Origin of the sequence: Actinocatenispora comari, from assembly GCF_017312725.1 — a bacterium.
GTDB lineage: Bacteria > Actinomycetota > Actinomycetes > Mycobacteriales > Micromonosporaceae > Actinocatenispora > Actinocatenispora comari.
This window is the reverse complement of the sequence record NZ_BOPO01000111.1, coordinates 62,473-85,306: the sequence shown is the minus strand read 5'-3', so window position 1 is coordinate 85,306 and position 22,834 is coordinate 62,473. Positions and strand designations below refer to the sequence as shown.

At 73.9% G+C, this 22,834-nt stretch carries 21 protein-coding genes and 1 pseudogene; 14 read left to right on the top strand and 8 right to left on the bottom strand.

All coding sequences use genetic code 11. The features are described 5' to 3' along the window. Positions 1-123: 123 nt before the first annotated feature. Genes NUM_RS26705 through NUM_RS26690 form a run of 4 tightly spaced genes read left to right on the top strand, consistent with a single transcriptional unit; the run spans position 124 to position 5,409 of the window. Positions 124-1,011: an ATP-binding cassette domain-containing protein gene (locus NUM_RS26705; protein ID WP_225918871.1), complete on the top strand. Its 888-nt coding sequence runs from the start codon at positions 124-126 to the stop codon at positions 1,009-1,011. Then, positions 1,011-3,170, top strand: coding sequence for a YhgE/Pip domain-containing protein (locus NUM_RS26700; protein WP_207127734.1), 2,160 nt, complete (start codon positions 1,011-1,013; stop codon positions 3,168-3,170). Before NUM_RS26705 ends, NUM_RS26700 begins: the two co-directional genes overlap by 1 nt. After that, positions 3,171-3,923, top strand: coding sequence for a TetR/AcrR family transcriptional regulator (locus NUM_RS26695; protein ID WP_207127690.1), 753 nt, complete (start codon positions 3,171-3,173; stop codon positions 3,921-3,923). Between the two features lie 25 nt (positions 3,924-3,948). Further along, positions 3,949-5,409 (top strand): aminopeptidase P family protein, encoded by a 1,461-nt coding sequence (locus NUM_RS26690; RefSeq protein ID WP_207127689.1) that lies wholly within the window; start codon positions 3,949-3,951, stop codon positions 5,407-5,409. Positions 5,410-5,557: 148 nt separating this feature from the next. Here the strand turns inward: NUM_RS26690 and NUM_RS26685 are convergent, their stop codons facing one another. Continuing rightward, complete coding sequence (locus NUM_RS26685) at positions 5,558-5,923, bottom strand: VOC family protein (RefSeq protein WP_207127688.1); 366 nt, start codon at positions 5,921-5,923, stop codon at positions 5,558-5,560. A gap of 186 nt (positions 5,924-6,109) precedes the next feature. Here NUM_RS26685 and acnA point away from each other — a divergent pair, with 186 nt between their 5' ends. Further along, a complete protein-coding gene (acnA, locus tag NUM_RS26680) occupies positions 6,110-8,878 on the top strand; it encodes an aconitate hydratase AcnA (protein ID WP_207127687.1) in 2,769 nt (922 codons plus the stop codon). A gap of 302 nt (positions 8,879-9,180) precedes the next feature. After that, positions 9,181-9,942, top strand: a complete 762-nt coding sequence (locus NUM_RS26675) for a CPBP family intramembrane glutamic endopeptidase (RefSeq protein ID WP_207127686.1) — start codon at positions 9,181-9,183, stop codon at positions 9,940-9,942. Between the two features lie 19 nt (positions 9,943-9,961). Here the strand turns inward: NUM_RS26675 and NUM_RS26670 are convergent, their stop codons facing one another. Both NUM_RS26670 and NUM_RS26665 read right to left on the bottom strand, forming a co-directional pair. Then, complete coding sequence (locus NUM_RS26670; protein WP_207127685.1) at positions 9,962-10,645, bottom strand: response regulator; 684 nt, start codon at positions 10,643-10,645, stop codon at positions 9,962-9,964. Next, on the bottom strand, positions 10,642-11,817 hold the full coding sequence (locus tag NUM_RS26665; RefSeq protein WP_207127684.1) for a sensor histidine kinase: 1,176 nt from the start codon (positions 11,815-11,817) through the stop codon (positions 10,642-10,644). Before NUM_RS26665 ends, NUM_RS26670 begins: the two co-directional genes overlap by 4 nt. A 430-nt stretch (positions 11,818-12,247) precedes the next feature. Between NUM_RS26665 and NUM_RS26660 the strand changes: the two genes are divergently transcribed. After that, positions 12,248-12,649, top strand: coding sequence for a DoxX family protein (locus tag NUM_RS26660; protein WP_207127683.1), 402 nt, complete (start codon positions 12,248-12,250; stop codon positions 12,647-12,649). A 230-nt stretch (positions 12,650-12,879) separates the two neighbouring features. Here the strand turns inward: NUM_RS26660 and NUM_RS26655 are convergent, their stop codons facing one another. Continuing rightward, a complete protein-coding gene (locus tag NUM_RS26655; RefSeq protein ID WP_207127682.1) occupies positions 12,880-13,779 on the bottom strand; it encodes an ADP-ribosylglycohydrolase family protein in 900 nt (299 codons plus the stop codon). Positions 13,780-14,018: 239 nt separating this feature from the next. Here NUM_RS26655 and NUM_RS26650 point away from each other — a divergent pair, with 239 nt between their 5' ends. Then, positions 14,019-14,741 (top strand): transporter substrate-binding domain-containing protein, encoded by a 723-nt coding sequence (locus NUM_RS26650; protein ID WP_207127681.1) that lies wholly within the window; start codon positions 14,019-14,021, stop codon positions 14,739-14,741. A gap of 65 nt (positions 14,742-14,806) precedes the next feature. Here NUM_RS26650 and NUM_RS26645 read toward each other — a convergent pair whose 3' ends face one another. Continuing rightward, positions 14,807-15,997 (bottom strand): FAD-dependent oxidoreductase, encoded by a 1,191-nt coding sequence (locus tag NUM_RS26645; protein ID WP_207127680.1) that lies wholly within the window; start codon positions 15,995-15,997, stop codon positions 14,807-14,809. Continuing rightward, on the bottom strand, positions 15,994-16,617 hold the full coding sequence (locus NUM_RS26640; RefSeq protein ID WP_207127679.1) for a PadR family transcriptional regulator: 624 nt from the start codon (positions 16,615-16,617) through the stop codon (positions 15,994-15,996). The genes NUM_RS26645 and NUM_RS26640 overlap by 4 nt, the downstream gene beginning before the upstream one ends. Before the next feature lie 114 nt (positions 16,618-16,731). Here NUM_RS26640 and NUM_RS26635 point away from each other — a divergent pair, with 114 nt between their 5' ends. Next, entirely contained in the window at positions 16,732-17,310 is a 579-nt protein-coding gene (locus tag NUM_RS26635; protein WP_207127678.1) for a GNAT family N-acetyltransferase, read from the top strand. A 49-nt stretch (positions 17,311-17,359) separates the two neighbouring features. Here the strand turns inward: NUM_RS26635 and NUM_RS26630 are convergent, their stop codons facing one another. Beyond that, positions 17,360-18,472: a M20 family metallopeptidase gene (locus NUM_RS26630; RefSeq protein ID WP_207127677.1), complete on the bottom strand. Its 1,113-nt coding sequence runs from the start codon at positions 18,470-18,472 to the stop codon at positions 17,360-17,362. A gap of 153 nt (positions 18,473-18,625) precedes the next feature. Continuing rightward, positions 18,626-18,841 (bottom strand): hypothetical protein, encoded by a 216-nt coding sequence (locus NUM_RS26625; RefSeq protein WP_203962338.1) that lies wholly within the window; start codon positions 18,839-18,841, stop codon positions 18,626-18,628. 116 nt (positions 18,842-18,957) lie between these two features. Here NUM_RS26625 and NUM_RS26620 point away from each other — a divergent pair. From NUM_RS26620 to NUM_RS26605, 5 genes and pseudogenes are all read left to right on the top strand, one after another. Continuing rightward, positions 18,958-19,773, top strand: a pseudogene (locus NUM_RS26620) (siderophore-interacting protein); the annotation flags it as partial. A gap of 30 nt (positions 19,774-19,803) precedes the next feature. Beyond that, complete coding sequence (locus NUM_RS37405; RefSeq protein WP_370467066.1) at positions 19,804-20,301, top strand: glutathione peroxidase; 498 nt, start codon at positions 19,804-19,806, stop codon at positions 20,299-20,301. 111 nt (positions 20,302-20,412) lie between these two features. Further along, on the top strand, positions 20,413-20,883 hold the full coding sequence (locus NUM_RS26615) for a hypothetical protein (RefSeq protein WP_207127744.1): 471 nt from the start codon (positions 20,413-20,415) through the stop codon (positions 20,881-20,883). Continuing rightward, positions 20,880-21,842, top strand: a complete 963-nt coding sequence (locus tag NUM_RS26610; RefSeq protein ID WP_207127676.1) for an alpha/beta fold hydrolase — start codon at positions 20,880-20,882, stop codon at positions 21,840-21,842. Before NUM_RS26615 ends, NUM_RS26610 begins: the two co-directional genes overlap by 4 nt. Positions 21,843-21,930: 88 nt before the next feature. Next, positions 21,931-22,782: a sulfotransferase family protein gene (locus NUM_RS26605; RefSeq protein ID WP_207127675.1), complete on the top strand. Its 852-nt coding sequence runs from the start codon at positions 21,931-21,933 to the stop codon at positions 22,780-22,782. Positions 22,783-22,834: the final 52 nt, after the last annotated feature.

Sequence of the window (22,834 nt, the reverse complement as noted above, 5' to 3'; positions counted from 1 at the left end):
GAAACTTGATACGGCTCGACTCAACCCCCAGCAAGTGACCCGTGAGTAATGACACGAAACCGCGCATCGCCGGCACGCCCGCGCTAAGTTTTTGTACGGAGCGGTCAGTTTTTGGAGGAGACGGTGGCGCAACATCGACAGCAGGACACCTCGCCCGGCGCCCGGATCACGGCCACCGGACTGGGGCTGCGCACCCGGCGCGGCTGGGTGTTCCGGGACGTCGAGCTGGACGTCGCGCCGGGCGAGCTCGTCGCGGTCACCGGCGCCGCCGGCAGCGGCCGCACCAGCCTGCTGCTCGCCGTCACCGGCCGGTTCGCGATCAACCGCGGCAGCCTGTCGGTCGCCGGTCACCCGCTGCCGCGGACCGCACCGGCCGTGCAGCGGCTCGCCGCGCTCGGCCTGGTGCACGGCGCGCACGAGCCGGAGCCGGCGCTGACCGTCGCCGAACACGTACGGGAGCGGCTGGCGCTGCTCGGCCTCGGCCCGTGGCAGCCACGCCGGCGCCGGACCCACGCCCGCGAGCTGGTCACCGCCGCCGGCTTCGACCTGGACCCGGACGCGCTGGGCCGCGACCTCGACCCGTACCGGCGGCAGCTGCTGTGCCTGCTGCTCGCCGAGCTGACCGGGCCGCGGCTGATCGTGGTCGACGACGTGGACGGCGGTACCGACGGGGTCGAGCGGGCCGCGCTGTGGCGGGTGCTGCGGGAGCGGGCCGACGCCGGGACCACCGTGCTCGCCGCCTGCCGGGAGACCGGCGACGCACCCGTCGACCAGACCGTCCGGCTGCGCCACCGACCGGCCGCCGTCCCCGCTCCCGCCGAAGCCGCCGCCGTCGCCGCCACTCCGTCCGTCCCCGCTCCCGCCGAAGCCGCCGTGCCCGCCGAGCGGGATGCCGCGAAACCCGGCGCCGGTGCCGCGCCGCCGGACCGGCCGGGCGGGCGGTCGACACCCGCGGTACCGGAGCAGGGCGAGCCGGCCACCGACGAGCTCGACGCGCAGGGGGCGGCGTGATGCGTACCGCGGGGCTGGCCGGGCTGGAGCTGCGCCGGTTCACCCGGGCGCCGCTGACCCGGGCCGCGATCGGCGCGCTGGCACTGATCCCGCTGCTGTACTCCGGGCTGTACCTGTGGGCGTTCTGGAACCCGTACGGCGAGCTCAAGCGGATCCCGGTGGCGGTGGTGAACCAGGACCGGCCGGCACACCAGCCGGGCGGACGGAGCCTGAGCGCCGGCGACGACCTGGTCGACCAGCTGGTCGACCGGCACGTCTTCGACTGGCACGCCACCAGCGCGGCGCGGGCCCGCAAGGGGCTCGCGGACGGCGACTACCTGATGACGTTCACCATCCCGGCCGGGTTCTCGACCGCGCTGGTCTCGCCGTCGCACGAGGCGCCGCCGCAGCGCGGGCGGCTGCGGCTGACCACCGACGACGCGAACAACTACCTGGCCGGGGTGATCGGCCGGAGCGCCTTCGCCGAGATCCGCACCGCGGCGTCGAACAGCGCGGCGAGCCGGTACTTCGACCAGATGTACCTGGCGTTCGGCACCCTGCACGACCGGACCGGTCAGGCCGCGGACGGCGCCGGGCAGCTCGCCGACGGCGCGGGCGACGCGAAGCACGGCGCCGACGCGCTGCGGGACGGCTCGGCCAGCGCGAAGAAGGGCGCGGACAGCCTCGCCGACGGCATCGCGCAGGCACACCGCGGCGCGGCCGATCTGACCACCGGGCTGATCGCGCTCAACTCCGGCGCCGCGAAGCTGGACACCGGCGCCGGCCAGGCCGCCGCCGGTACCCGGAAGCTTGCGTCCACTGTGGACAAAGTGACCGGCCGGGTGGAACCGTTCCTGCGCGACAACGCCGGTTCGATCCACGACTCGGCGCTGCTGCTCGCCGACGGCGCGGACGCGGTCGCGAAGCACATCGACGACCTGCCCGGGTACGTCGACGAGGCGGTGACGCGCACCGAGGCGGTGCGGGACGCCCTCGACGGGTACGCGAAGAAGCATCCGGAGGCGGCGAACGACCCGGAGTTCGGCAAGGCGCGGCAGGCCGCCGGCGACGCGGTCAAGGCGGCCAAGGCGGCGCAGCACCGGCTCGACGCCGACGCCGACAGCCTGCACCAGGTCAAGGCGGACGCGACGCAGGTCGCGAAGACCGCCCGCGAGATCGCGAAGAAGGCACCGCAGCTGGCCGACGACGTGGCCGATGCGCGCGACCGGATCGACAAGCTGGCCGACGGGGTGGGCGATCTCGCCACCGGCGCGCACCAGCTGCACCAGGGCACCGCCAAGGCGGTCGGCGGCGGCAAGCAGCTGCAACGCGGGCTGTACCAGCTGTCCACCGGCGCGCGGCAGCTCGACGGCGGGCTCGGCAGTCTGTCCGCCGGCGCCGGAAAGCTCGCCGGCGGGGTGTCGAAGCTGTCCGACGGCGCGACCACGCTCGCCGACGGGCTCGCCGACGGGGCGAAGCAGATCCCGGACTACGACGCCGCGCAGCGGGCGCAGCGCTCCGACGTGATGGCCGACCCGGTCGACCTGCAACGCGCCACCAGGCACGCCGCGGCGAGCTACGGCGAGGGCTTCGCACCGTACTTCCTGGGCCTGTCGCTGTGGGTCGGCGCGATGGTCGGGTACATGCTGCTGCGCCCGGTGACCCGGCGGCACCTGGTCTCCGGCGCGCCCGCCTGGCGGGTGGCGGCGGCCGGCTGGCTGCCGGCGGTGGCGATCGGCGTGGTGCAGGCCGGCATCCTGGAGCTGGTGCTGTCGGCCACCCTCGGCCTGCATCCGGTACGTCCGGTCGCGATGCTCGCGTTCCTCGCCGCCGCGGTGGTCGCCTACACCGGGCTGCAGCAGCTGTTCGGCGCGGCGCTCGGGGCGGCCGGGCGGGTGCTCACGCTGGTACTGCTGATCACCCAGCTGGTCACCGCCGGCGGCACGTACCCGCTGCAGACCTCGCCGGCGATCCTCGGCGCGCTCCACCCGTACCTGCCGATGTCGTACGTGGTCGATTGTCTGCGCCATCTGATCAGCGGCGGGTCGACCGGCATGGTGCTGCGCGGAGCCGGCATCCTGGTGGCGTTCGGGGCCGCCGCGTTCGCGGCGACCTGCCTGGTGGTCCGGCGCTCCCGCCGCCTGACCCCGACGACGCTGCATCCGGATCTGGAGCTGTAGATGAAGCAGGCCGACCGCCGCGACGCCACCCGGGACAAGCTGTACGCGGCGGCGGTCGAGCTGATCGCCGAGCAGGGCTTCGCGGCCACCACGGTGGACGCGATCGCCGACCGTGCCGGCGTCGCGAAGGGCACCGTCTACTACAACTTCGGCTCCAAGACGGCGCTGTTCGAGCAGTTGCTGACGCACGGCGTGGCCCGGCTCACCGAGCGGCTGCGCGCGGCCACCGCCGGCCTGCCGCCCGCCGAGGCGGTGCCCGCGCTGGTCGCCGCCCAGCTGGCGTACCTGCGGGACTACCGGGCGTTCGCGCAGCTGCTGCTCAGCGAGATGTGGCGGACCAACAACCAGTGGCACCAGACCGTCGCGCTGGTGCGCGGCGAGGTGATCGGCACCATCGGCGAGGTGATCGCCGCGGGCGTGGCCGCCGGCGACTTCGCCGCCGACCTGGACGTCGGGCTCGCCGCCTCGGCGCTGTTCGGGGTGGCGCTGGTGGTCGGGGTCGACTGGCTGGTCTTCCAGCCGGAGCGCGACATCGACGACGTGCTCGCCGGGCTGTCCGCCATCGTGACGAGCCGGCTGCGTCCGGCACCGGAGGACGGTCGGCGTCGCGCACCGTGGACCGAACGGCGACCCGCCTCGGAGGCCGGCCGGCCACCCGCACCGGCGGGCCGGCAGCGGCCCCGGCCGCGTCCCGGATCGGTGGCGGGCGATATACCGTCGGGGGACCCGGCCCCGGGCGATACGGTCGGGTGATGGTGCACGCGAGGAGAGGCAAGGCATGAGCGACGAGCAGGCCAAGGGACGCAGCCACGACCCGGCATTCCCGGAGAATTACCTCAAGTTCATGCGGGAAGGCTGGGCCGACTCGGAGCTGACCGGCCTCGCCGCGCTCGACCAGGTGCCGTGCCACTCGCGCCGGCGCGAACAGCTGTCCCGGGCCTTCCCCGGCGAGACGCTGGTGATCCCGACCGGCCGGGAGAAGGTCCGCAACAACGACTGCTTCTACCCGTTCCGGCCGGGCAGCGACTTCGCCTACCTGACCGGCGAGTTCGACCCGGACTCGGTGCTGGTGCTGCGCCCCGTCGCCGGCGGCCACGACGCCGTGCTGTACGGGCACCCCCGGTCGCCGCGCGACACCGACGAGTTCTTCCGCGACGCGCAGTACGGCGAGCTGTGGGTCGGCCGGCGGCACAGCCTGGCGGAGAAGTCCACCCTGCTCGGCGTCGAGACCGCCGACGTGAAGGACCTGGAGAAGGTGCTCGGCGACCTCGACCCGGCCCGTACCCGGGTGCTGCGCGGGTTCGACGCCGGTGTGGACGAGCGGATCGCGGTCACCGGCGACGGCGACGATGCCGGTGCCCGCGATCGGGAACTGGCCCACACCCTCTCCGAGCTGCGGCTGGTCAAGGACGAGTGGGAGATCGCCCAGCTGCAGGACGCGATCGACGCCACGGTGCTCGGCTTCGAGGACGTGGTGCGCGCCCTGCCGGCCGATCGACCGGTACCGGAACGGTTGCTGGAGGGCATCTTCGGGCTGCGCGCGCGGCTCGCCGGCAACGCCGTCGGGTACGACTCGATCGTCGCCGCCGGGCCGCACGCCACCACGCTGCACTGGGTGCGCAACGACGGCCGGACCGCCCCGGGCGAGCTGCTGCTGATGGACATGGGCATCGAGAACAACCAGCTCTACACCGCCGACGTGACCCGCACCGTACCGGTGAACGGGCAGTTCACGCCGCTGCAGCGGGAGGTGTACTCGATCGTCTACGCCGCGCAGCAGGCCGGCATGGACCACGTCCGGCCGGGCGTGAAGTTCTCCGAGGTGCACCTGACCTCGATGCGGGTGCTCGCCGAGGGGCTGGAGTCGCTCGGCATCCTGTCCTCGGCCGAGGAGGCGCTGGACAAGGAGAACATGTACTACCGGCGCTGGACCCTGCACGGCGTGAGCCACATGCTCGGCCTGGACGTGCACGACTGCGCCGCGGCACGCAAGGAGCACTACAAGGACGGCGAGCTGAAGGAGGGCTACGTGCTGACCGTCGAGCCGGGCCTCTACTTCCAGCCGGACGACGAGAAGGTGCCGGCCGAGCTGCGCGGTCTGGGCATCCGGATCGAGGACGACGTGCTGGTCACCGCGAACGGCGCGAAGAACCTGTCCGCCGGCCTGCCGCGCAAGGCCGACGAGGTCGAGGCCTGGGTCGCCGAGCAGCGCAACGCCGGCCCCCGCCTCCCGCTGTAGTCACCGGAGAGCCCGCTGACCGGCGTGGTCGCCGGAGCCCGCTGACCGGCGCGATCCGGTCAGCGGGCCGGGAGCTCGCCCGTCTCGATGGCGAACCCGCCCTCCGGCAGGACGTCCTCGCGCGCCGACGAAGGCTGTCGGCCCGACGCTACCGGGCTTCGGGGTCGGTGGGGTGGAGGAACTCCAGGCGGTTGCCGTGGCAGTCGGCGGAGTGGAAGCGGCGCATGCCGGGAAAGTTGTCGTCCCAGTCGACGGGGTACCCGGCAGCGGTCAGCCGCTCGGCCAGGGTGTCCAGGTCGGGCCAGATCAGGCCGGGATGCGCCTTGCGTGCCGGCGCGAAGTCCGCTTCCACCCCGAGGTGCAGTTCGATGCCGTGGCCGCGGAACCAGCAGCCGCCGCGGGCGGCCAGTACCGGCGGCTTGGCGATCTCGGTGAGTCCGAGCACGCCGGCGTAGAAGGCGCGCAGCGCGTCTTCCGAGCCGGCCGGGCAGGACAGCTGGACGTGGTGGATCATCGCGGCCTCCTCGGGCGTCCGAACGTCGCGGAAGCAGCATGACCCGGGTTGCGCGAAATAGCAAGACGGACGTACGGTTTACTTCAGTGAGCCGGCCGCCGACCCGCCTGCTGAGGTTTGCCTAAGTAGGGCGGTGACCGGCCAGTACGCGAGACTGCAAGACATACCTGAGCGAAGGAGTACGACGTGGCGAGCCTCGACACCTTCGGCGCGAAGAGCAGCCTGCAGGTAGGTGACGACACCTACGAGATCTATCGGTTGGACGCGGTCGACGGCCAGGCCCGCCTGCCGTACAGCCTGAAGATCCTGCTGGAGAACCTGCTCCGCACCGAGGACGGCGCGAACATCACCGCCGACCACATCCGGGCCCTGGCCGGCTGGGACCCGGACGCGCAGCCCAGCGTGGAGATCCAGTACACCCCGGCCCGGGTGCTGATGCAGGACTTCACCGGCGTGCCGTGCATCGTGGACCTCGCCACCATGCGCGAGGCGGTGCGCGAGCTCGGCGGCGACACCGGCAAGGTCAACCCGCTGGCCCCGTCGGAGCTGGTCATCGACCACTCGGTGATCGCCGACATCTTCGGCCGCGAGGACGCGTTCGAGCGCAACGTCGAGCTGGAGTACGGCCGCAACCGGGAGCGCTACCAGTTCCTGCGCTGGGGCCAGACCGCGTTCGACGACTTCAAGGTCGTTCCGCCGGGCACCGGCATCGTGCACCAGGTCAACATCGAGTACCTGGCCCGCACGGTCTTCTCCCGCGACGGGGTCGCCTACCCGGACACCCTGGTCGGTACCGACTCGCACACCACGATGGTCAACGGCCTCGGCGTGCTCGGGTGGGGCGTCGGCGGCATCGAGGCGGAGGCCGCGATGCTCGGCCAGCCGGTGTCGATGCTGATCCCGCGGGTGGTCGGGTTCAAACTGTCCGGCCAGCTGCCGGACGGCGCGACCGCGACCGACCTGGTGCTGACCATCACCGAGATGCTGCGCAAGCACGGCGTGGTCGGCAAGTTCGTCGAGTTCTACGGTCCGGGCGTGTCCGCGGTGCCGCTGGCGAACCGCGCGACCATCGGCAACATGAGCCCGGAGTACGGCTCGACCTGCGCGATCTTCCCGATCGACGCGGAGACCGTGCGCTACCTGCGGCTGACCGGGCGGGACGAGCAGCAGATCGCCCTGGTCGAGTCGTACGCCAAGGAACAGGGCCTGTGGCACGACCCGGCGGCCGAACCGGACTACTCCGAGCGGCTGGAACTGGATCTGTCCACCGTGGAGCCCTCGCTGGCCGGGCCGAAGCGCCCGCAGGACCGGGTGCCGCTGGCGAGCGCGAAGTCGATGTTCCGCAACACGCTCAAGGACTACGTGACCGACGAGCAGTTGAACGGGCAGGACGAGGCGGACGCCGAGTCGTTCCCGGCCAGTGACTCCCCCGCGTTCTCCGGCGACGACGCCACCGGTGCGCCGGCGGTCCCGTCCGCGGCGAAGGACGGCCGGCCGAGCCGGCCGGTACGGGTGACCGACGAGAACGGTACCGAGTTCGAGCTGGACCACGGCGCGGTCGTGATCGCCGCGATCACCTCCTGCACCAACACGTCCAACCCGCAGGTGATGGTGGGCGCGGCGCTGCTGGCGAAGAACGCCGTCGAGCGCGGGCTGAACCGCAAGCCGTGGGTCAAGACCACGCTCGCGCCCGGCTCGAAGGTCGTCATGGACTACTACGAGCGCGCCGGCCTGACGCCCTACCTGGACAAGCTCGGCTTCAACCTGGTCGGGTACGGCTGCACCACCTGCATCGGCAACTCCGGCCCGCTGCCGGAGGCGATCAGCGCCGCGGTCAACGACAACGACCTGACCGCCATCTCGGTGCTGTCCGGCAACCGCAACTTCGAGGGCCGGATCAACCCGGACGTCAAGATGAACTACCTGGCGTCCCCGCCGCTGGTGGTGGCGTACGCGCTGGCCGGCACGATGGACATCGACTTCGAGACCGAGCCGGTGGGTACCGACACCGAGGGCAAGCCGGTGTTCCTGCGCGAGCTGTGGCCGTCCGGGATCGAGATCGAGAACGTGATCGGCACGGCGCTCGCCTCCGAGATGTTCTCCTCCGACTACGCCGACGTGTTCGCCGGCGACCAGCGCTGGCAGTCGCTGCCGACCCCGACCGGTGACACGTTCGCCTGGGCCGACGAGTCGACCTACGTGCGCAAGCCCCCGTACTTCGAGGGCATGGCGCGCGACCCGCAGCCGGTCGGCGACATCGCCGGCGCGCGGGTGCTGGCGAAGCTGGGTGACTCGGTGACCACGGACCACATCTCGCCCGCCGGCGCGATCAAGCCCGACTCGCCCGCCGGGAAGTACCTCACCGAGCACGGCGTGCAGCGGCGCGACTTCAACTCGTACGGGTCGCGGCGCGGCAACCACGAGGTGATGATCCGCGGCACGTTCGCCAACATCCGGCTGCGCAACCAGCTGGTGCCCGGCGTCGAGGGCGGGTTCACCAAGGACTTCACCACCGGCGAGCAGGCCACCATCTACGACGCCGCGCAGAGCTACGCCGCCGCCGGCACGCCGCTGGTCATCCTGGCCGGCAAGGAGTACGGCTCCGGTTCGTCCCGCGACTGGGCGGCGAAGGGCACCGTGCTGCTGGGCGTGCGGGCGGTCATCGCCGAGTCGTTCGAGCGCATCCACCGCTCCAACCTGATCGGCATGGGCGTGCTGCCGCTGCAGTTCCCCGAGGGGCAGACCGCCGACTCGCTCGGCCTGACCGGCGAGGAGACGTTCGCGATCAGCGGCATCACCGCGCTCAACGACGGTACGACCCCGGGCACGGTGCACGTGACCGCCGGCGACGTCGAGTTCGACGCGGTGGTGCGGATCGACACCCCCGGCGAGGCCGACTACTACCGGCACGGCGGCATCCTGCAGTACGTGCTGCGCAAGATGCTGACCCACTGATTCCCTGGTACCACCGGCGAAGGCGGCGGCCGTCCACTCCGGACGGCCGCCGTTTCCGTACCCGCCCTCGCACGTTCCGCCGGATCTCGGCGGGGAGCCGGCCGGCCGATCCCCCATGGGAGCTATCCACATCGCCCACTCGGTGGTGATTCGGCACGGCCGGCGCGCTCCTAGCGTGGGTGGCCGGGCCGCCGGAGGACGCGGCCACACCCGTGGAGGTCGCGTTGAGTACGACGGAACGAACGGCAGCGGTGCCCCCCGGCACGGCCCGTGCCCGCTTCTTTCGGTACCCCCTGGTCTGGATGGTCGCCGGCCTGGTCGGGGTCGGCGCGACGACCGCGCTGACCTCCGCCGGCGTGGTCTTGCCGCTGGTCGCCGCGGTGGCGGCGGTCGTCGTGTACTGGCTGGTGATGCGGTTCCTGGCACGCCGGCACGTCAGCGAGCTGGCACCGGCACGCGCCGGCTGGCGAGCGTTGCTCGGCATCGCCATCGGAGTGGCGTTCATCGCCACGTCGCTGCTCTCGGTGGTCACCGAGTTCTCCTTCACCTGGTCCACCGGCCGGGCGCTGCCGACCGTCGCGACCACCGCGGCGGTGGCCCTCGGTGCCGCGGTCACCGAGGAGCTGATGTTTCGCGGCCTGGTGCTGCAGGCGCTGGAACGGCTGGTGGGCAGCTGGGTGGCGCTCGCGGTGACGGCGGTGGCGTTCGGCGCCGTGCACCTGGCGAACCCGGCGGCGACGCCGTGGAGCGCCGTCGCCATCGCGGTCGAGGCCGGCGTCCTGCTCGGCGCCGCCTTCCTGTGGAAGCGCAACATCTGGTTGGCCGTGGGCCTGCACTTCGCCTGGAACACCGGTGTCGGGCTGATCGGCATCGCGGTCTCCGGTCACCCGTCGGACGGCCTGCTGGTGGCCCGGCCCACCGGACCCGACCTGCTCACCGGGGGCAGCTTCGGCATCGAGGCGTCGATCGTGCCCGTGGCGCTGAGCGTCCTGATCTCCGTACCGATGCTCGTCACCGCCCACCGCCGCGGGAACCTGGTTCCGCTGCGCCGTGGCCGGCGCTGACGCCGGCGGCGGCCCAGGGTCAGCCGTCGATGTCGACCAGCCCGGTGCGGTAGGCCAGGACGACCGCCTGGACCCGGTCCCGGAGCTGGAGCTTGGCGAGCAGGTGCGACACGTAGGTCTTCACCGTCTCCGTGCTGATGACCAGCTCGGCGGCGATCTCGGCGTTGGACAGTCCGTGCGCGATCAGCGTCAGCACCTCCCGCTCACGGTTGGTCAGCGACGCCAGGGCGTCCTCGGCCCGGGTCGCCGGCGGCCGGAGCCGGTCCCCGAACCGGCCGATCAGCGTACGGGTGACCGCCGGTGCCAGCAGCGACTCACCGTGCGCGACGGTACGGATCCCGGCGACCAGCTCCGCCGGCGGGGAGTCCTTGAGCAGGAACCCGCTGGCTCCGGCGCGCAGCGCCCGGTAGACGTACTCGTCCACGTTGAACGTGGTGACGACCAGGACCCGGGTCGACCCGGTGGCCGCCGATCCGGCCAGCCGCCGGGTCGCCTCGATGCCGTCCAGCAGCGGCAGCTGGATGTCCATCACGACCACGTCGGGCCGCAGCCGCTCGGCGGCCGCCACCGCGGCCGCCCCGTCCGCGGCCGCACCGACCACCTCGAGGTCCGGCTGGGCGCCGAAGATCGCCACGTACCCGGCCCGGACGATCTCGTGGTCCTCGCAGACCAGGACCCGGATCGGGGCCGCCGGGCCGGTCACGCGCGGGCACCGGCGGGGATCCGGGCGCGGACCCGGAACCCGCCGCCCGCCTCGGGCCGCGCCTCCAGCTCGCCGCCGAGGGCGGTGACCCGGTCCCGGAGCCCGGACAACCCGCGCCCGCCGGTCAACCCGGCCGGTTCGGGCACCGCCGCCGGGCCCTCGGTGGTCACCTCGACGTCGGTACCGCCACGGTCGTGCCGCAGGCGGACCACGGTGGGCCGCCCCGGTGCGTACTTGACCGCGTTGGTCAGGGCCTCCTGCACGACCCGGTAGCAGGTCAGCTGCGCGACCGGGGTGAGCGCCGGGCGCCGGCCGCGCTCGGTCAGGTCGACCGGTTGACCGGCCGATCTGGTACTCGCCGCCAACTCCGGCAGGTCGTCCAGGGCCGGCTGCCGGCCCGGTCCGGCGTCGCCGGTCGCCTCCAGCACACCGAGCAGCTGGCGCAGGTCGGCGAGGGCCCGCCGACCGGTGCCGCCGATGCTGGCCAGCGCCTCGGTGCCGGAACCGGGCGACAGTTGCGCGGCGTCGGCCTGTACCACCATCGCGGTCACGTGGTGGGTCACCACGTCGTGCAGCTCGCGGGCGATGCGGGAGCGCTCCGCCGCCGCGGCCGCCCCGGCCACCAGCCGACGCCGCTCGGCCGCGCCGACCCGGTACACCCGGGCCCCACAGCCCAGCAGCCAGCACGCGGCCAGCATCAGCGCGATCAGCAGGTAGTCCAGCAGCCGGTCCGGCGATCCGAGCAGGTGCAGGCCGACCGCGAACGCCGCGTACCCGGCACCGGCGAGCACCGGCAGCACCCGGCGGAACCGGACCTGGTGCGCGCCGACCGAGTACAACGCGAGGTAGAGCCCGACGCTGCCGAGCGTCGGCAGGTACGCCAGCGACTGGTACACCGCGAACGCGACCCCGACGACCGCCAGGCACAGCGCGGGGTACCTGGTGCGCAGCGCGAGCGGCACCGTCTGCGCCAGCAGCAACGGGACGGTGGCCGCGGTCCACGGCCGGGGCGGCAGATCACCCAGCTGCCCGCCGAGCAGGCCCAACGCGGGAACGAAGGCCAGCGCCGCGAGCGCGAGGGCGACAGCGAGGTCCCTGGTCGTACGGGTGCGCCAGCAGGATCTCGCCAGCGATCGACCCGCACCGGGCCGCGGGACCGCATCCGTCGCCATGGCTCGGAGCCTATCCGGTTGCGCTGCCGGCCGGCCGCCACGTCGCCGCTCGCGCCGGTGCCACCGGGCCCCCGTTCGGCGCCGGCACGATGCGGCGGACCCAGCTGGCACGATGCATCGGATCCGTGTGGCATCGGCACGGTGCGGCGGACCCAGCTGGCGCCGGCACGGTGCGGCGGAACCGTGTGGCATCGGGGCGATGCGGCGGAACGGGCGGCGCCGATCCGGTCGCGCTACCGACGGGAGCGGCGACCGTCCACACCGGACGGTTGCCGCTCCCCCGGCCGGCGCCGGACGGCCGGGTGGCAGGTGCGCGCCAGATGGCAGCAATGCGTCGGACTTTTACAGTTAACAACCTTTATAGTTGGGCAACGTCGCGCCGCGACCGCCGGCCGACGTCCCCCGTTGTCCTCGGCGGAAGGTCGATCCCATGTCGCACCCCAACACCGACCGCCGCGTCGAGGCGACCGCGGCCGCCGTCGAGCGGCCCGCGCCGGCACCCGCCCACCACCGCGACCGACCGCGACGCGCGGTACCGCTGGGCCTGTTCCGGATCGTGGTGGGGCTGCTGTTCGCCGTGCACGGCGCCGCGGCGTTGTTCGGTTGGCCGGCCGCGACCGAGCACGCCGCCGGGCCCGCCGGCACCTGGCCCGGCTGGTACGCGGCGGTCATCGAACTGGTCGGCGGCAGCCTGGTCCTGCTCGGGCTCGGTACCCGTGCCTGCGCGCTGATCTGCTCCGGCAGCATGGCGTTCGCCTACTTCACCGTGCACCAGCCGCACGCGTTGCTGCCGATCCAGAACGGCGGCGAACCGGCGGTGCTGTTCTGCTGAGCGTTCCTCGCGATCGCCGTCACCGGACCCGGCCCGTACGCCCTCGACGCCGCCGTCGCGTCCCTGCGCCGCTCCCGCTGACTCCGCCCGGTGACCGCCCACGGCGCCGCGGCGTGCCGGCCGGGTCGGCGCGGCACGCGGCCGACGGATGACGCACCGCCAACGGTGCGGCCGGTGTGCGGACCGAGTCGGCGGGAACCCGCGGCGGCCACGGCAGCGGTGCCGCACCGTCAGCGGAGCGGGCCGGTGGGCGCCGGCAGCCAGTCCGGCAGCGGTTCGCGATGGTCCCGCCACGCGGTCGGCACCTCGCCGTACGCCGCCACCACACCGCCGGCGATCGCGGCGGTGGTGTCCATGTCGCCGCCGGCCGCGACACAGGTGGCGACGGCGGCGGGATAATCGGTCAGGTACCGGTCGGCCACCCAGAGCGCGAACGCGACGGTGTCCTGCGAGGTCGACTGCGAACCGGTACCCAGCTCGTACGCGGCCTCTTCCGGGCTGGCGTCGAGCAGCGCGCCGGCGCGGTGCAACGCCCGGGCGGTGGCGCACGGCACCAGCAGATCGGCGGCGGTCGCCAGCAACGCACCGGGCGCCGGCCGGACGCCGCCGGCCGCACCGGCGGCCACCGCGGCGGCGGCCGCGACGGCGACCGCACCGGCCACCCCGTCCACGTGCTGATGCGTCACCTCGGCCTGGCGCAGCCCCGCCCGCGCGGCGGCGGCCGGATCACCGGCGTGCCAGGCGCCCAGCGGGGCCACCCGCATCGCGGCGCCGTTCCCGCAGGAGCCGACGCCCCCGAACGCCTCGCCGGCGGCCACCGGCCACGGCACCCCGTCCCGGATGCGGTGCAGCAGCCGCGTCGCACCCGGGCCGTAGCCCCGGTACGGGTCGCACCGCTCGGCGAAGGCGCGCGCCAGCCGGTCCTGGTCGATGCCGTCCCCGTGGAGCACCTCGTGGACCAGCACGCAGGCCATCTCGGTGTCGTCTGTCCACGGCCACGGCGCCGGCGGCGTCTCACCACGAGACACCGCGAAACGGTCCGGCCCCGGGACGAAGAACTGCGCCCCGAGCGCGTCCCCCACCGACAGCCCGGTCAACGACCCGAACATCCGCCCCACGGCACCACTCATCGCCTGCCATGCTGCCGCCTGTCCCCGGCCCCGTCCAGTCCCACCGAGCCGCCTCGACACCGAGCAGCCGGGCGTGGCGCGCGGGACCGGGTGGGTGGTACGTCGAGGCGCCTGTCACCCCACCGGTGTCGACTCGGGTACCACCGGCCGGTGCGGGTATCCGCGGGGAACGATCGTCGTGCGGTGCTCGGCCGGTCCCGGCGGCGTACCAGCGGCGGGGGTACGGATAGGGTCGGCGCATGGTGGATGCCGATGCCGACGTGCTCGCCGACCTGGCGCCGACCGGGGTGCTGCGGGCCGCGATCAACCTGGGCAATCCGGTGCTGGCGCAGGGTTTCGCCCACGCACCGGCCGGGGTCACGGTGGAGATCGCGCGGGCGGTCGCCAGCCGGCTCGGCGTGCCGGTGGAGTTCGTCTGCTTCGACGCGGCGCGCCGGTCGTACCAGGCGATGGCGTCCGGGGACGCGGACATCTGCTTCCTCGCCATCGAGCCCGCGCGGGAGGCCGAGGTCGCGTTCACCGCGCCGTACGTGGTGATCGAGGGCGTGTTCGCGGTACCGCAGGGCTCGCCGCTGCGCACCGTCGCCGACGTCGACGCGCCCGGGGTGCGGATCGCGGTCAAGCAGGGCTCCGCCTACGACCTGTACCTGACCCGCACGCTGCGGCACGCCACGCTGGTGCGCGGCGCCGAGTCGATCGAGGTGTTCCGTGCCGGCGGCGTCGAGGCGGTGGCCGGCATCCGGCAGCCGCTGACCGCCACCGTCGACGCCGATCCGGGGCTGCGGCTGATCGACGAGCGGTTCATGCAGATCCGGCAGGCGGTCGGCACCACCCGGGACCGGAAGCCGGGGACGGTCGAGTTCCTGCGCTCGACCGTCGAGGCGGTCAAGGCCGACGGTACCGTCGCCGCGGCGCTCCGCCGCTCGGGCCAGTCCGACACCCTGCTCGCCCCGCCGGCGTAACGGCACGGCAGGCTGCTGTCCACAGTGGACAGTAGCGCGCGGCGACCCGGCCCCCGGCCCGGTCGTCAGGCGGCGGTGGCGTTCCAGTCGATCTGGTAGGCGAACTGCCAGGCCATCTTCTCCGGTTTGGCGAGCGAGCGCATCGCGACCGGCATCACCAGGTCGCGGATCACCCGGGCGACCGGCCCGGCGGCCTTGTTGCTGTTGGTCCGGGCGCCGGCGGCGATGATGCGTTCCACCCGCGCCCGGCGCAGCCGCTCGTACGCGGCGAACGCGCGCTGCGGCGGCAGGTCGCGCAGGCAGCGGGCCAGTTGCACGGCGGACTCCATCGCGAGCGACGCGCCCTGGCCGGACGACGGCGAGGTGGCGTGCGCGGCGTCGCCGACGAGCACCACCCGGCCGCGGTGCCAGGTCGGTACCGTCGGCAGGTCCTCGACCGGGCCGACCACGAGCAGGTCGGCCGGGTCGGTGCGGCCGATCAGGTGCGGCGCGAGGGTGCGGTCGCCGTCGAACGCGGACCGCAACCGCGCCAGCCACTCCTCGTTGGACACCGCGCGCTGCTCGGCGAGCGACATCGACTCGGTGCGCGGCAGGTTGACGAACCAGCCGCCGAGCCCGTTGTCGTACACCAGGTAGCCGCAGAAGGCGCGCTTGCCGAACACCATGTGCATCGCGCCGCGGGTGGACTCGCCGGCATCGGGCACCAGCGCGCCGAAGTTCAGCAGCCCACCGTACCGGGGGGCCGGCGCGGCGGGGTCGATCAGGGTACGGGTGGTCGACCGGATGCCGTCCGCGCCGACCAGGATGTCGGCGCTCGCCTCGGTACCGTCGGCGAACCGGGCGGTGACCGCGGCCCCGTCGTCCGCCAGGGAGACCAGCCGCTTGCCGTGCACCACGGCGATGCCGCGCGCGGCGGCCTCGTCGTACAGCGCGCGGTAGAGGTCGGCGCGCTGCACGAGCTGCTGGTCGGGCAGCCCGGGTGGGGTACCGATCTCGGCCAGCACCTTGCCGGTCCAGCTGCGCAGCAGCATCGCGGTCATCGGGCTGCCGATGTCGTCGAGCACGTGCGCCGCGTCGAGCACGTCCAGCGCGGCTCGGCCGTTGGGCGCGATGCTCAGCATGGCGCCGATCCCGTCGGCCGTCGAGTCGTACGCCTCGTACACGGTGGCGGTGATGCCGGCGCGTTGCAGGGCCAGCGCGGTCACCGGCCCGGCGATGCCGCCGCCGATGACGAGGGCGGTGGAGATCTCGGTCATGACTGTCCTCCCCCGGGTGGCTGCCGGCTCGCGTGGAAGTCGGCCCACAGCGCACTCCAGTCGTTGTGCGGATCGGTGATGCGGTCGCGGAACGACTCGACGAACGACACCTCGGCGTCGAGCAGCGCGAGCCGGTACTCCTCCTCGATCAGGAACAGGCCCGGGACCCCCTGGGCAGTGGCCGCGTCGAGGATGCCGAGGATCTCGGCGCGCTGCTCGGCGAGCCGGGTCAGCCGCTGCGCCAGCAGCGTGCGCACCTCGTCCGGCGGCAGCGCGGCGACCAGCGACAGCGCGGCGACGAACTGCGGGTACTCGTGTTTCGGGTCGCCGACCAGGTCGCGCAGCCAGTCGCCGAGCTCGGCCCGGCCGGCGTCGGTCAGCGCGTACACGGTGCGTTCCGGCCGGGCGCCGTCCCGGCTGGTCTGGAGCGCGGCGACGAAGCCGGCCCGCTCCAGCTGGCCGACCACCATGTACAGCGAGCCGTGGGTGAACTTGATGCTGCGCACGTCGTCGTTGTCGCGCAGGGTGCGGCTCAGCTCGTACGGGTGCATCGGGCGCTGGAGCAGGTAGCACAGCACGGCCAGGCCGAGCAGGTTGCCGACCTTGCGTTTCGTCGCCATCGTCGTCCTCCACTGCGTTAGTCAACTCCAACTATTACTGATCGACTAGTCAGTGTCAACTATTCTGACCGAAGTCGGTCGTCGAGCCGGGTGCGGCCCGGTAGCTTGACCGGCGTGGCCACCTTCACCCCGCTGCGCACCGACCGGCTGGAGCTGCGCGCCGTCGGCGACCCCGACCTCGACGCACTGCACCGGCTGCACTCGGACCCGGACGGCTGGCACCACTTCCCCGCCGGCCGGCACACCGAGATCGGCACCACCCGCGCGTTCCTCGACCTGGTCCTGCGCGGCTGGGCCACGGACGGGCTGAGCTACTGGGCGGTGCGCCGGCCCGGCGACGAGACGCTCATCGGGCTCGGCGGCGTGCGCCGGCTCCCGGACGGCACCTGGAACCTCGCGTACCGGTTCGCCACCAGCCAGCGTGGACACGGGTATGCGCAGGAGGTCGCCAGGGCCGGCATCGCGGCGGCCGGCGCCGTCGATCCGTCGGTACCGGTGATCGCCTGGATCGACGAGACGAACCCGGCGTCGATCCGGGTGGCCGAGCGGGTCGGCCTGGACTTCCAGGGCCGCCGGCACGGCACCGACGGCACCCTGCTGCTGGCCTACGCCGACCGCCCGCTGCCGCCCGAGGAGCCGGCGGCGCCCCAGGAGCCGGCGGCGCCCCAGGAGCCGGCGGCGCCCGCGGAGTAGGCGGCGCCCGCGGAGTAGGCGTCGGGCCGCTCGCCGCGAAGGGCCGGGCTCAGGGGGCGAGGGCGAGCAGGAAGCGGCGCAGCGCCCGGCGGTACGGGCGCAGCGTGGCGAGGTCGGCGTACTCGGCGGGGCCGTGCTGGCCGTCGCCGCCGATGCCGAACGCGACCGCCGGGATGCCGACCGCGGCCAGGTGCCGGGAGTCGGCCGCGCCGTGCTTGCGCAGGAAGCCGCCGGGACAGCCCTCCGCCCGTACCGCGTCGCGCAGTGCCCGCACCTCGGCCAGCCCCTCGTCGGCCCGGTGCGGCGGATCGAACCGGTCCAGCCGCACGGCCACCTCCGGGCCGGCCAGCTCGCTCAGCGCCGCCACCACCTGGTCCGGCGTGCGCCCGGCGAACCGGGCGTCCTCCGGCGGGTACCGGATGTCCAGCCGGGCGCTCGCCCGCGCCGGTACCTGGTTGATCGCGGTGTCGCCGGTCTCGATCGCGGCGACGTTCACCGTGCTGCGCCACACCGGCTCGGTCGGCGGCGGGTACGCGGCGAGCAGCCGCTCGATCGCCCGCACCAGCTGCAGCACCGCGTTGTCGCCGAGCCACGGGTAGGCGCCGTGGGCCGCCCGGCCGACGGCGGTCAGCGTCACGTCCACGATGCCCTTGGACTCGGTCACCAGCTCCAGCCCGCTGTACTCGCCGACCACCGCGAAGTCGGCCCGCACCCCCTGCGCCACCTGGTACGCGGTGCCGTGGTACCCGCCGAGCTCTTCGTCGGTGACCAGTTGCAGGCCGAGCGGGTAGCGCACCACGTCGGCCAGCTCCCGGAACGCCAGCGCCAGTGCCAGCGCGGTGACCTTCATGTCCTGGGCGCCCCGCGCGTAGAGCCGGTCGCCGGTGCGGCGGGGGACGAACTGGTCCGGGGTGCCGGGCACCACGTCCAGGTGCGCGTTGAGCAGCACCCGGAACCGCGGTCGGCGCGGCTCCGGCCGGTAGACCAGCGCGCTCGGCCGGCCGCCGGAGACGAACCGTTCCACCGTGCAGCCGGGACCGAGCAGGTCCAGTACCTGATCGAGGGCGGCGTGCAGGGCGTCCGGGTGCGCGGCCGTCGACTCGATCGCGAGCAGCCGCCCGGCCACCGCGATCAGCTCGTCGTCGTCGAGGTACTCCCCCATCGCGTCAGCATCGCACCGGCGGCCGGCCCGGCCCACCGACACACCGTGGGCACGCGAGGTCGCCCCCGGGCCCGGTGGCGACGCGGGGGTGAGCGGTCGAACTCGGTGCGCCGGGTCGCGGGCGAGGGTGCGTCGCCGCTCCGGCGTCGTGGGTTACGGAAGCGTGTAGGGGTTGCCGGCGGAGATCGCCTCGGCGGCGCCGTCGACCAGGTCCTTGCGGGGGGTGGTGCCGGCCTGGCGAAGTTCGTCCAGGATCGCCTGCCGTACCGCGGGGACCGGCCGGCGTGCATGGCTGTCGTGCACCCGGTCGAACACCCCCTGGTACTGGACCCGGACAAATCGCTGGATCTCGGCCTCCAGATCGATCATGGGTCGAGGCTAGGGCACATGACGCAACAGACAAGATCGGCCGATCGGTCAGAGTCGATGCGGAGCACGCAGTGGGTTAGGGTTGCCTCACTCGATCTTCGTGGAGGTACCCGTCGATGCCCGACCGATCCCGGCGCGGACAGCTGACCAGCCTGAACGTCGTCCGCACCGAGTGGCTCACGCCGCACCTGGTGCGGGTGACGGCCGGTGGCCCCGGCCTCGCGGCATTCCGGCCCAACGAGTTCACCGACCAGTACGTCAAGGTGGTGTTCCGCCAGCCCGGGGTGGAGTACCCGGAACCGTTCGACCTCGGCACGGCGCGCGAGCAGCTGCCCCGGGAGCAGTGGCCGGTGCTGCGCACCTACACCGTGCGCGGCCTCGACGCCGACGGGCTGGTCCTGGACTTCGTGTACCACGGCGAGCAGGGGCTGGCCGGCCCGTGGGCCGCCGGCCTCAAACCCGGTGACGAGGTGCTGCTCGCCGGCCCCGGTGGTGCGTACGCGCCGGACCCGGCCGCGGACTGGCACCTGCTGGCCGGCGACGAGTCCGCGCTGCCGGCCATCGCCGCCGCCCTGGAGCGCATCCCCGCCACCACCCCGGCCTGGGCGTTCATCGAGGTCGACGGGCCCGCCGAGGAGGTACCGCTGAGCCACGGGGAGCGCACCACGGTGCGCTACCTGCACCGCGGCGCCGGCCCGAGCCTGCCCGAGGCGGTCCGGGCGCTGCCGGTACCGGCCGGCCGCGGGCACGCGTTCGTGCACGGTGAGGCCGGCGACGTCCGTACCCTGCGCGGGTACCTGTTCGGCGAGCTCGGGCTGGAGCGCGAGCAGGTGTCGATCTCCGGCTACTGGCGGCGCGGGATGGACGACGAGGCGTGGCGCATCGCCAAGCGCGCCGAGCGCGAGGCCGACGAGGCCGCCGAACGGGCCGCCGAACGCGGTTCCGAAACCAAGGAGGAAACGGTGTCCGTACTGGATCTGCCGATCGGCACGCTGGAGGGCGCGGCGAGTTCGCTGCGCGAGCTTGCCGCGGGCAACGCGCTGCTGGTCGTCAACGTCGCCTCGAAGTGCGGCCTGACCCCGCAGTACACCGCGCTGGAGAAGCTGGCCGGCGAGTACGCCGACCGCGGCCTGACCGTGGTCGGCGTGCCGTGCAACCAGTTCGGTGAGCAGGAGCCGGGCAGCGCCGAGGAGATCCGCACCTTCTGCTCCACCACGTACGGGGTGAGCTTCCCGCTGACCGAGAAGGTCGAGGTGAACGGGGCCGGCCGGCACCCGATCTACGCCGTGCTGACCGAGGCGGCCGACGCCGACGGCAGCGCCGGCGACGTGCAGTGGAACTTCGAGAAGTTCGTGCTCGGCGCGGACGGCTCGGTGGTCGCCCGGCACCGCCCGACCACCGTCCCGACCGACCCGGCGGTACTGGCCAGCATCGACACCGCCGTCGCCACCCGTTCCTGACCGCTGTCCTGCGCTGCGGCGGTGCCGGCCCGGCGCCGCCGCAGTTCCGTTCGCCGCGCCTTGACAACTGACGTCAAGTCCCTTGACACTGTGCGTCAAGGAGGCGAGACCGTGTCCGGACTTCCCGATCCCGACGACCTGCGGCGGCAGCTGACCGAGCTGGTCGAGCGCCGGCTGCTGGACCCGCTGGAGATCCTGCTCGACGGCGACCGCGCCGTCGACACGCTGCGTGCCCGGGTGCGCGAGCGGACCGCGGCCTGGACCGCGCAGCTGCTCGGCCCGGACGCCCGGCAGGCCCGGTTCACCGCGGCCCGGCTGGTCGCCACGCTGTACCCGGGTGACACCGCGTTCGATCCGCCGGCGTCGTGGTGGGCCACGCCGCTCGGCCGGGTCGTCGCTCGGCGGGTCGGGCACCCCGGCGCCCACCACGTGTCGTACGCGGTGGCCGGCGCGATGCTCGGCGTCACCCGGCAGGCGGTGCACGACCTGATCCAGCGCGGCAAGCTCGACCGGCACCCCGACGGCGGGGTCCGCGTCTCCTCGGTCCGATCCCGACTGTCCACCCTGGAGGCACCGCGATGAACCCCTCGCCGCCGGACGACCCGACGCACGCGGATCCCGAGCCGCACGACCCGCCGGCCGGGCACGGACCCGCGTTGCCGTTCAAGGACCACGGCGGCGACGGGCCGCCGGTACTGCTGCTGCACGGCGCGGGCGGCACCCGGCACGACTGGTACCCGCTGGTTCCGGTGCTGCGCGAGCGGCACCGGGTCGTCGCGGTGGACCTGCCCGGGCACGGCACCGCTGCCGGCGAGACGTGGGACTGGACGCAGGCGTGCGACGCGCTGGACGCCACCGTCGCCGCGCTCGACGCGGCCACACCGGCCGTGGTGGGGATGTCGCTGGGTGGGCTGCTCGCGCTGCTCTGGGCGGACCGGCGGCCGGACTGCCCGGCCGTGGTCAACCTGGACGGCCACCCGTCGGTGCACTCGGCCGCACAGTGTCCGGGCCTGGCCGCCGGCACCGCCGACGACCTGCTGAGCGCCCTGGCGGCGCGGTTCGACGCGATGGAGGCGATGCTCGCCGGGCCGCTGCCGGCGCCCGCGGTGCAGGCGATGGTGGCCGCCCGGCGCGCCACCGCCGAGGCGGCCGGGCTGCCCGCCGACGCCGCCGAGACGGCGGTACGGGCGGGCCTGGTGACGCGCGCCGGCGAGACGTTCGCCCGGCCGGGCGCCGGCGCGCTGCGTGACCTCCGGGCCGCGTTGCGCGCGATCGACCCGTACCCGCTGTACCGGCGGGCGGTGCGCCCGACGCTGGTGGTGTCGGCCGAGCGCGACCTGCCCGAACAGCGGGAGTTCGGCGCGCTCACCGAGGCGTACCGCCGGCACGTCGCCGCACGCCTCGCTGAGGTGACCAACCCGCTGGTACGCACCGTGTCGCTGCCCGCCAGTCATGCCCTGTTGTACGAGCTGCCCGCCCGGACCACGGCGCTGATCCGCGACTTCCTGGCCGAAACGGCAGCGCCGACCGCACGCCCCTGAGACGGGCACGGCGGTGGGTGCGCGGTTCCCAGGTGCGGCACAGGAAGTGCGGGCGGGGCGGACAGCATCGGTGGTTAGCGTCGCCGGCGTGCCTGACGTGAAGAGGTCGCTCAACCGGGCGCTGTCGCGCACCACCGGGCTGCGACTGGTACGCGAGAACCCCGTCACCCGGGCCAGGCCGGTACGCGGCCTCGTACCGGCCCGGCGCGAGCTGCACGCGCCGGTGTTCATCCTGTCCTCGGTGCGCAGCGGATCGACGCTGCTGCGCAGCATGCTGGGCAGTCACTCGGCGCTGTACGCGCCGCACGAGCTGCACCTGGGCGATCTCGCCGCGCAGGCGACGAGCTGGTTCGCGCAGACCGCGCTGGCCGAGTTCGGCATCGACGAGGACGAGCTGACCGCGATGCTGTGGGACCGGCTGCTGGCCGAGGTGTTGGGCCGCAGCGGAAAGCCCATCCTGGTCGAGAAGACCCCCAACCACGTGTTCCTCGCCGACCGGCTGGCGCAGATCTGGCCGGACGCCCGGTTCGTGTTCCTGCTGCGCCATCCGGGCTCGATCTACCAGTCGTGGCGGGCCGCCCGGCCGGCCCACGGGGTCGGCGACACCGTCGACTACCTGCGCCGGTTCTGTACCGAGGTGCAACGAGCCCGGGGCACGCTGCCCGGCATCGACGTGCGGTACGAGCGTCTGGTCGCCGAGCCCGAGGCGGAGACGCGTCGGCTGTGCGGGTACCTCGAGCTGGACTGGGAGCCCGGCATGGTCGACTACGGCAGCCACGGGCACGGCCGGTACCGCCGCGGGCTCGGCGACTGGTCGGCCAACATCCGCTCCGGCCGGCCGCAGCCGGCCCGGCCGCTGCCCGCGCTCGCCGAGGTACCGCGCGGGCTGCGCCGGATCGCCCGCGACTGGGGCTATCTGGCCGATCCGGCGGCCGACTGACCGCACCGCAGCCACGGAACGGGCCGGATGCCGCGGCACGGCCGGATGCCGC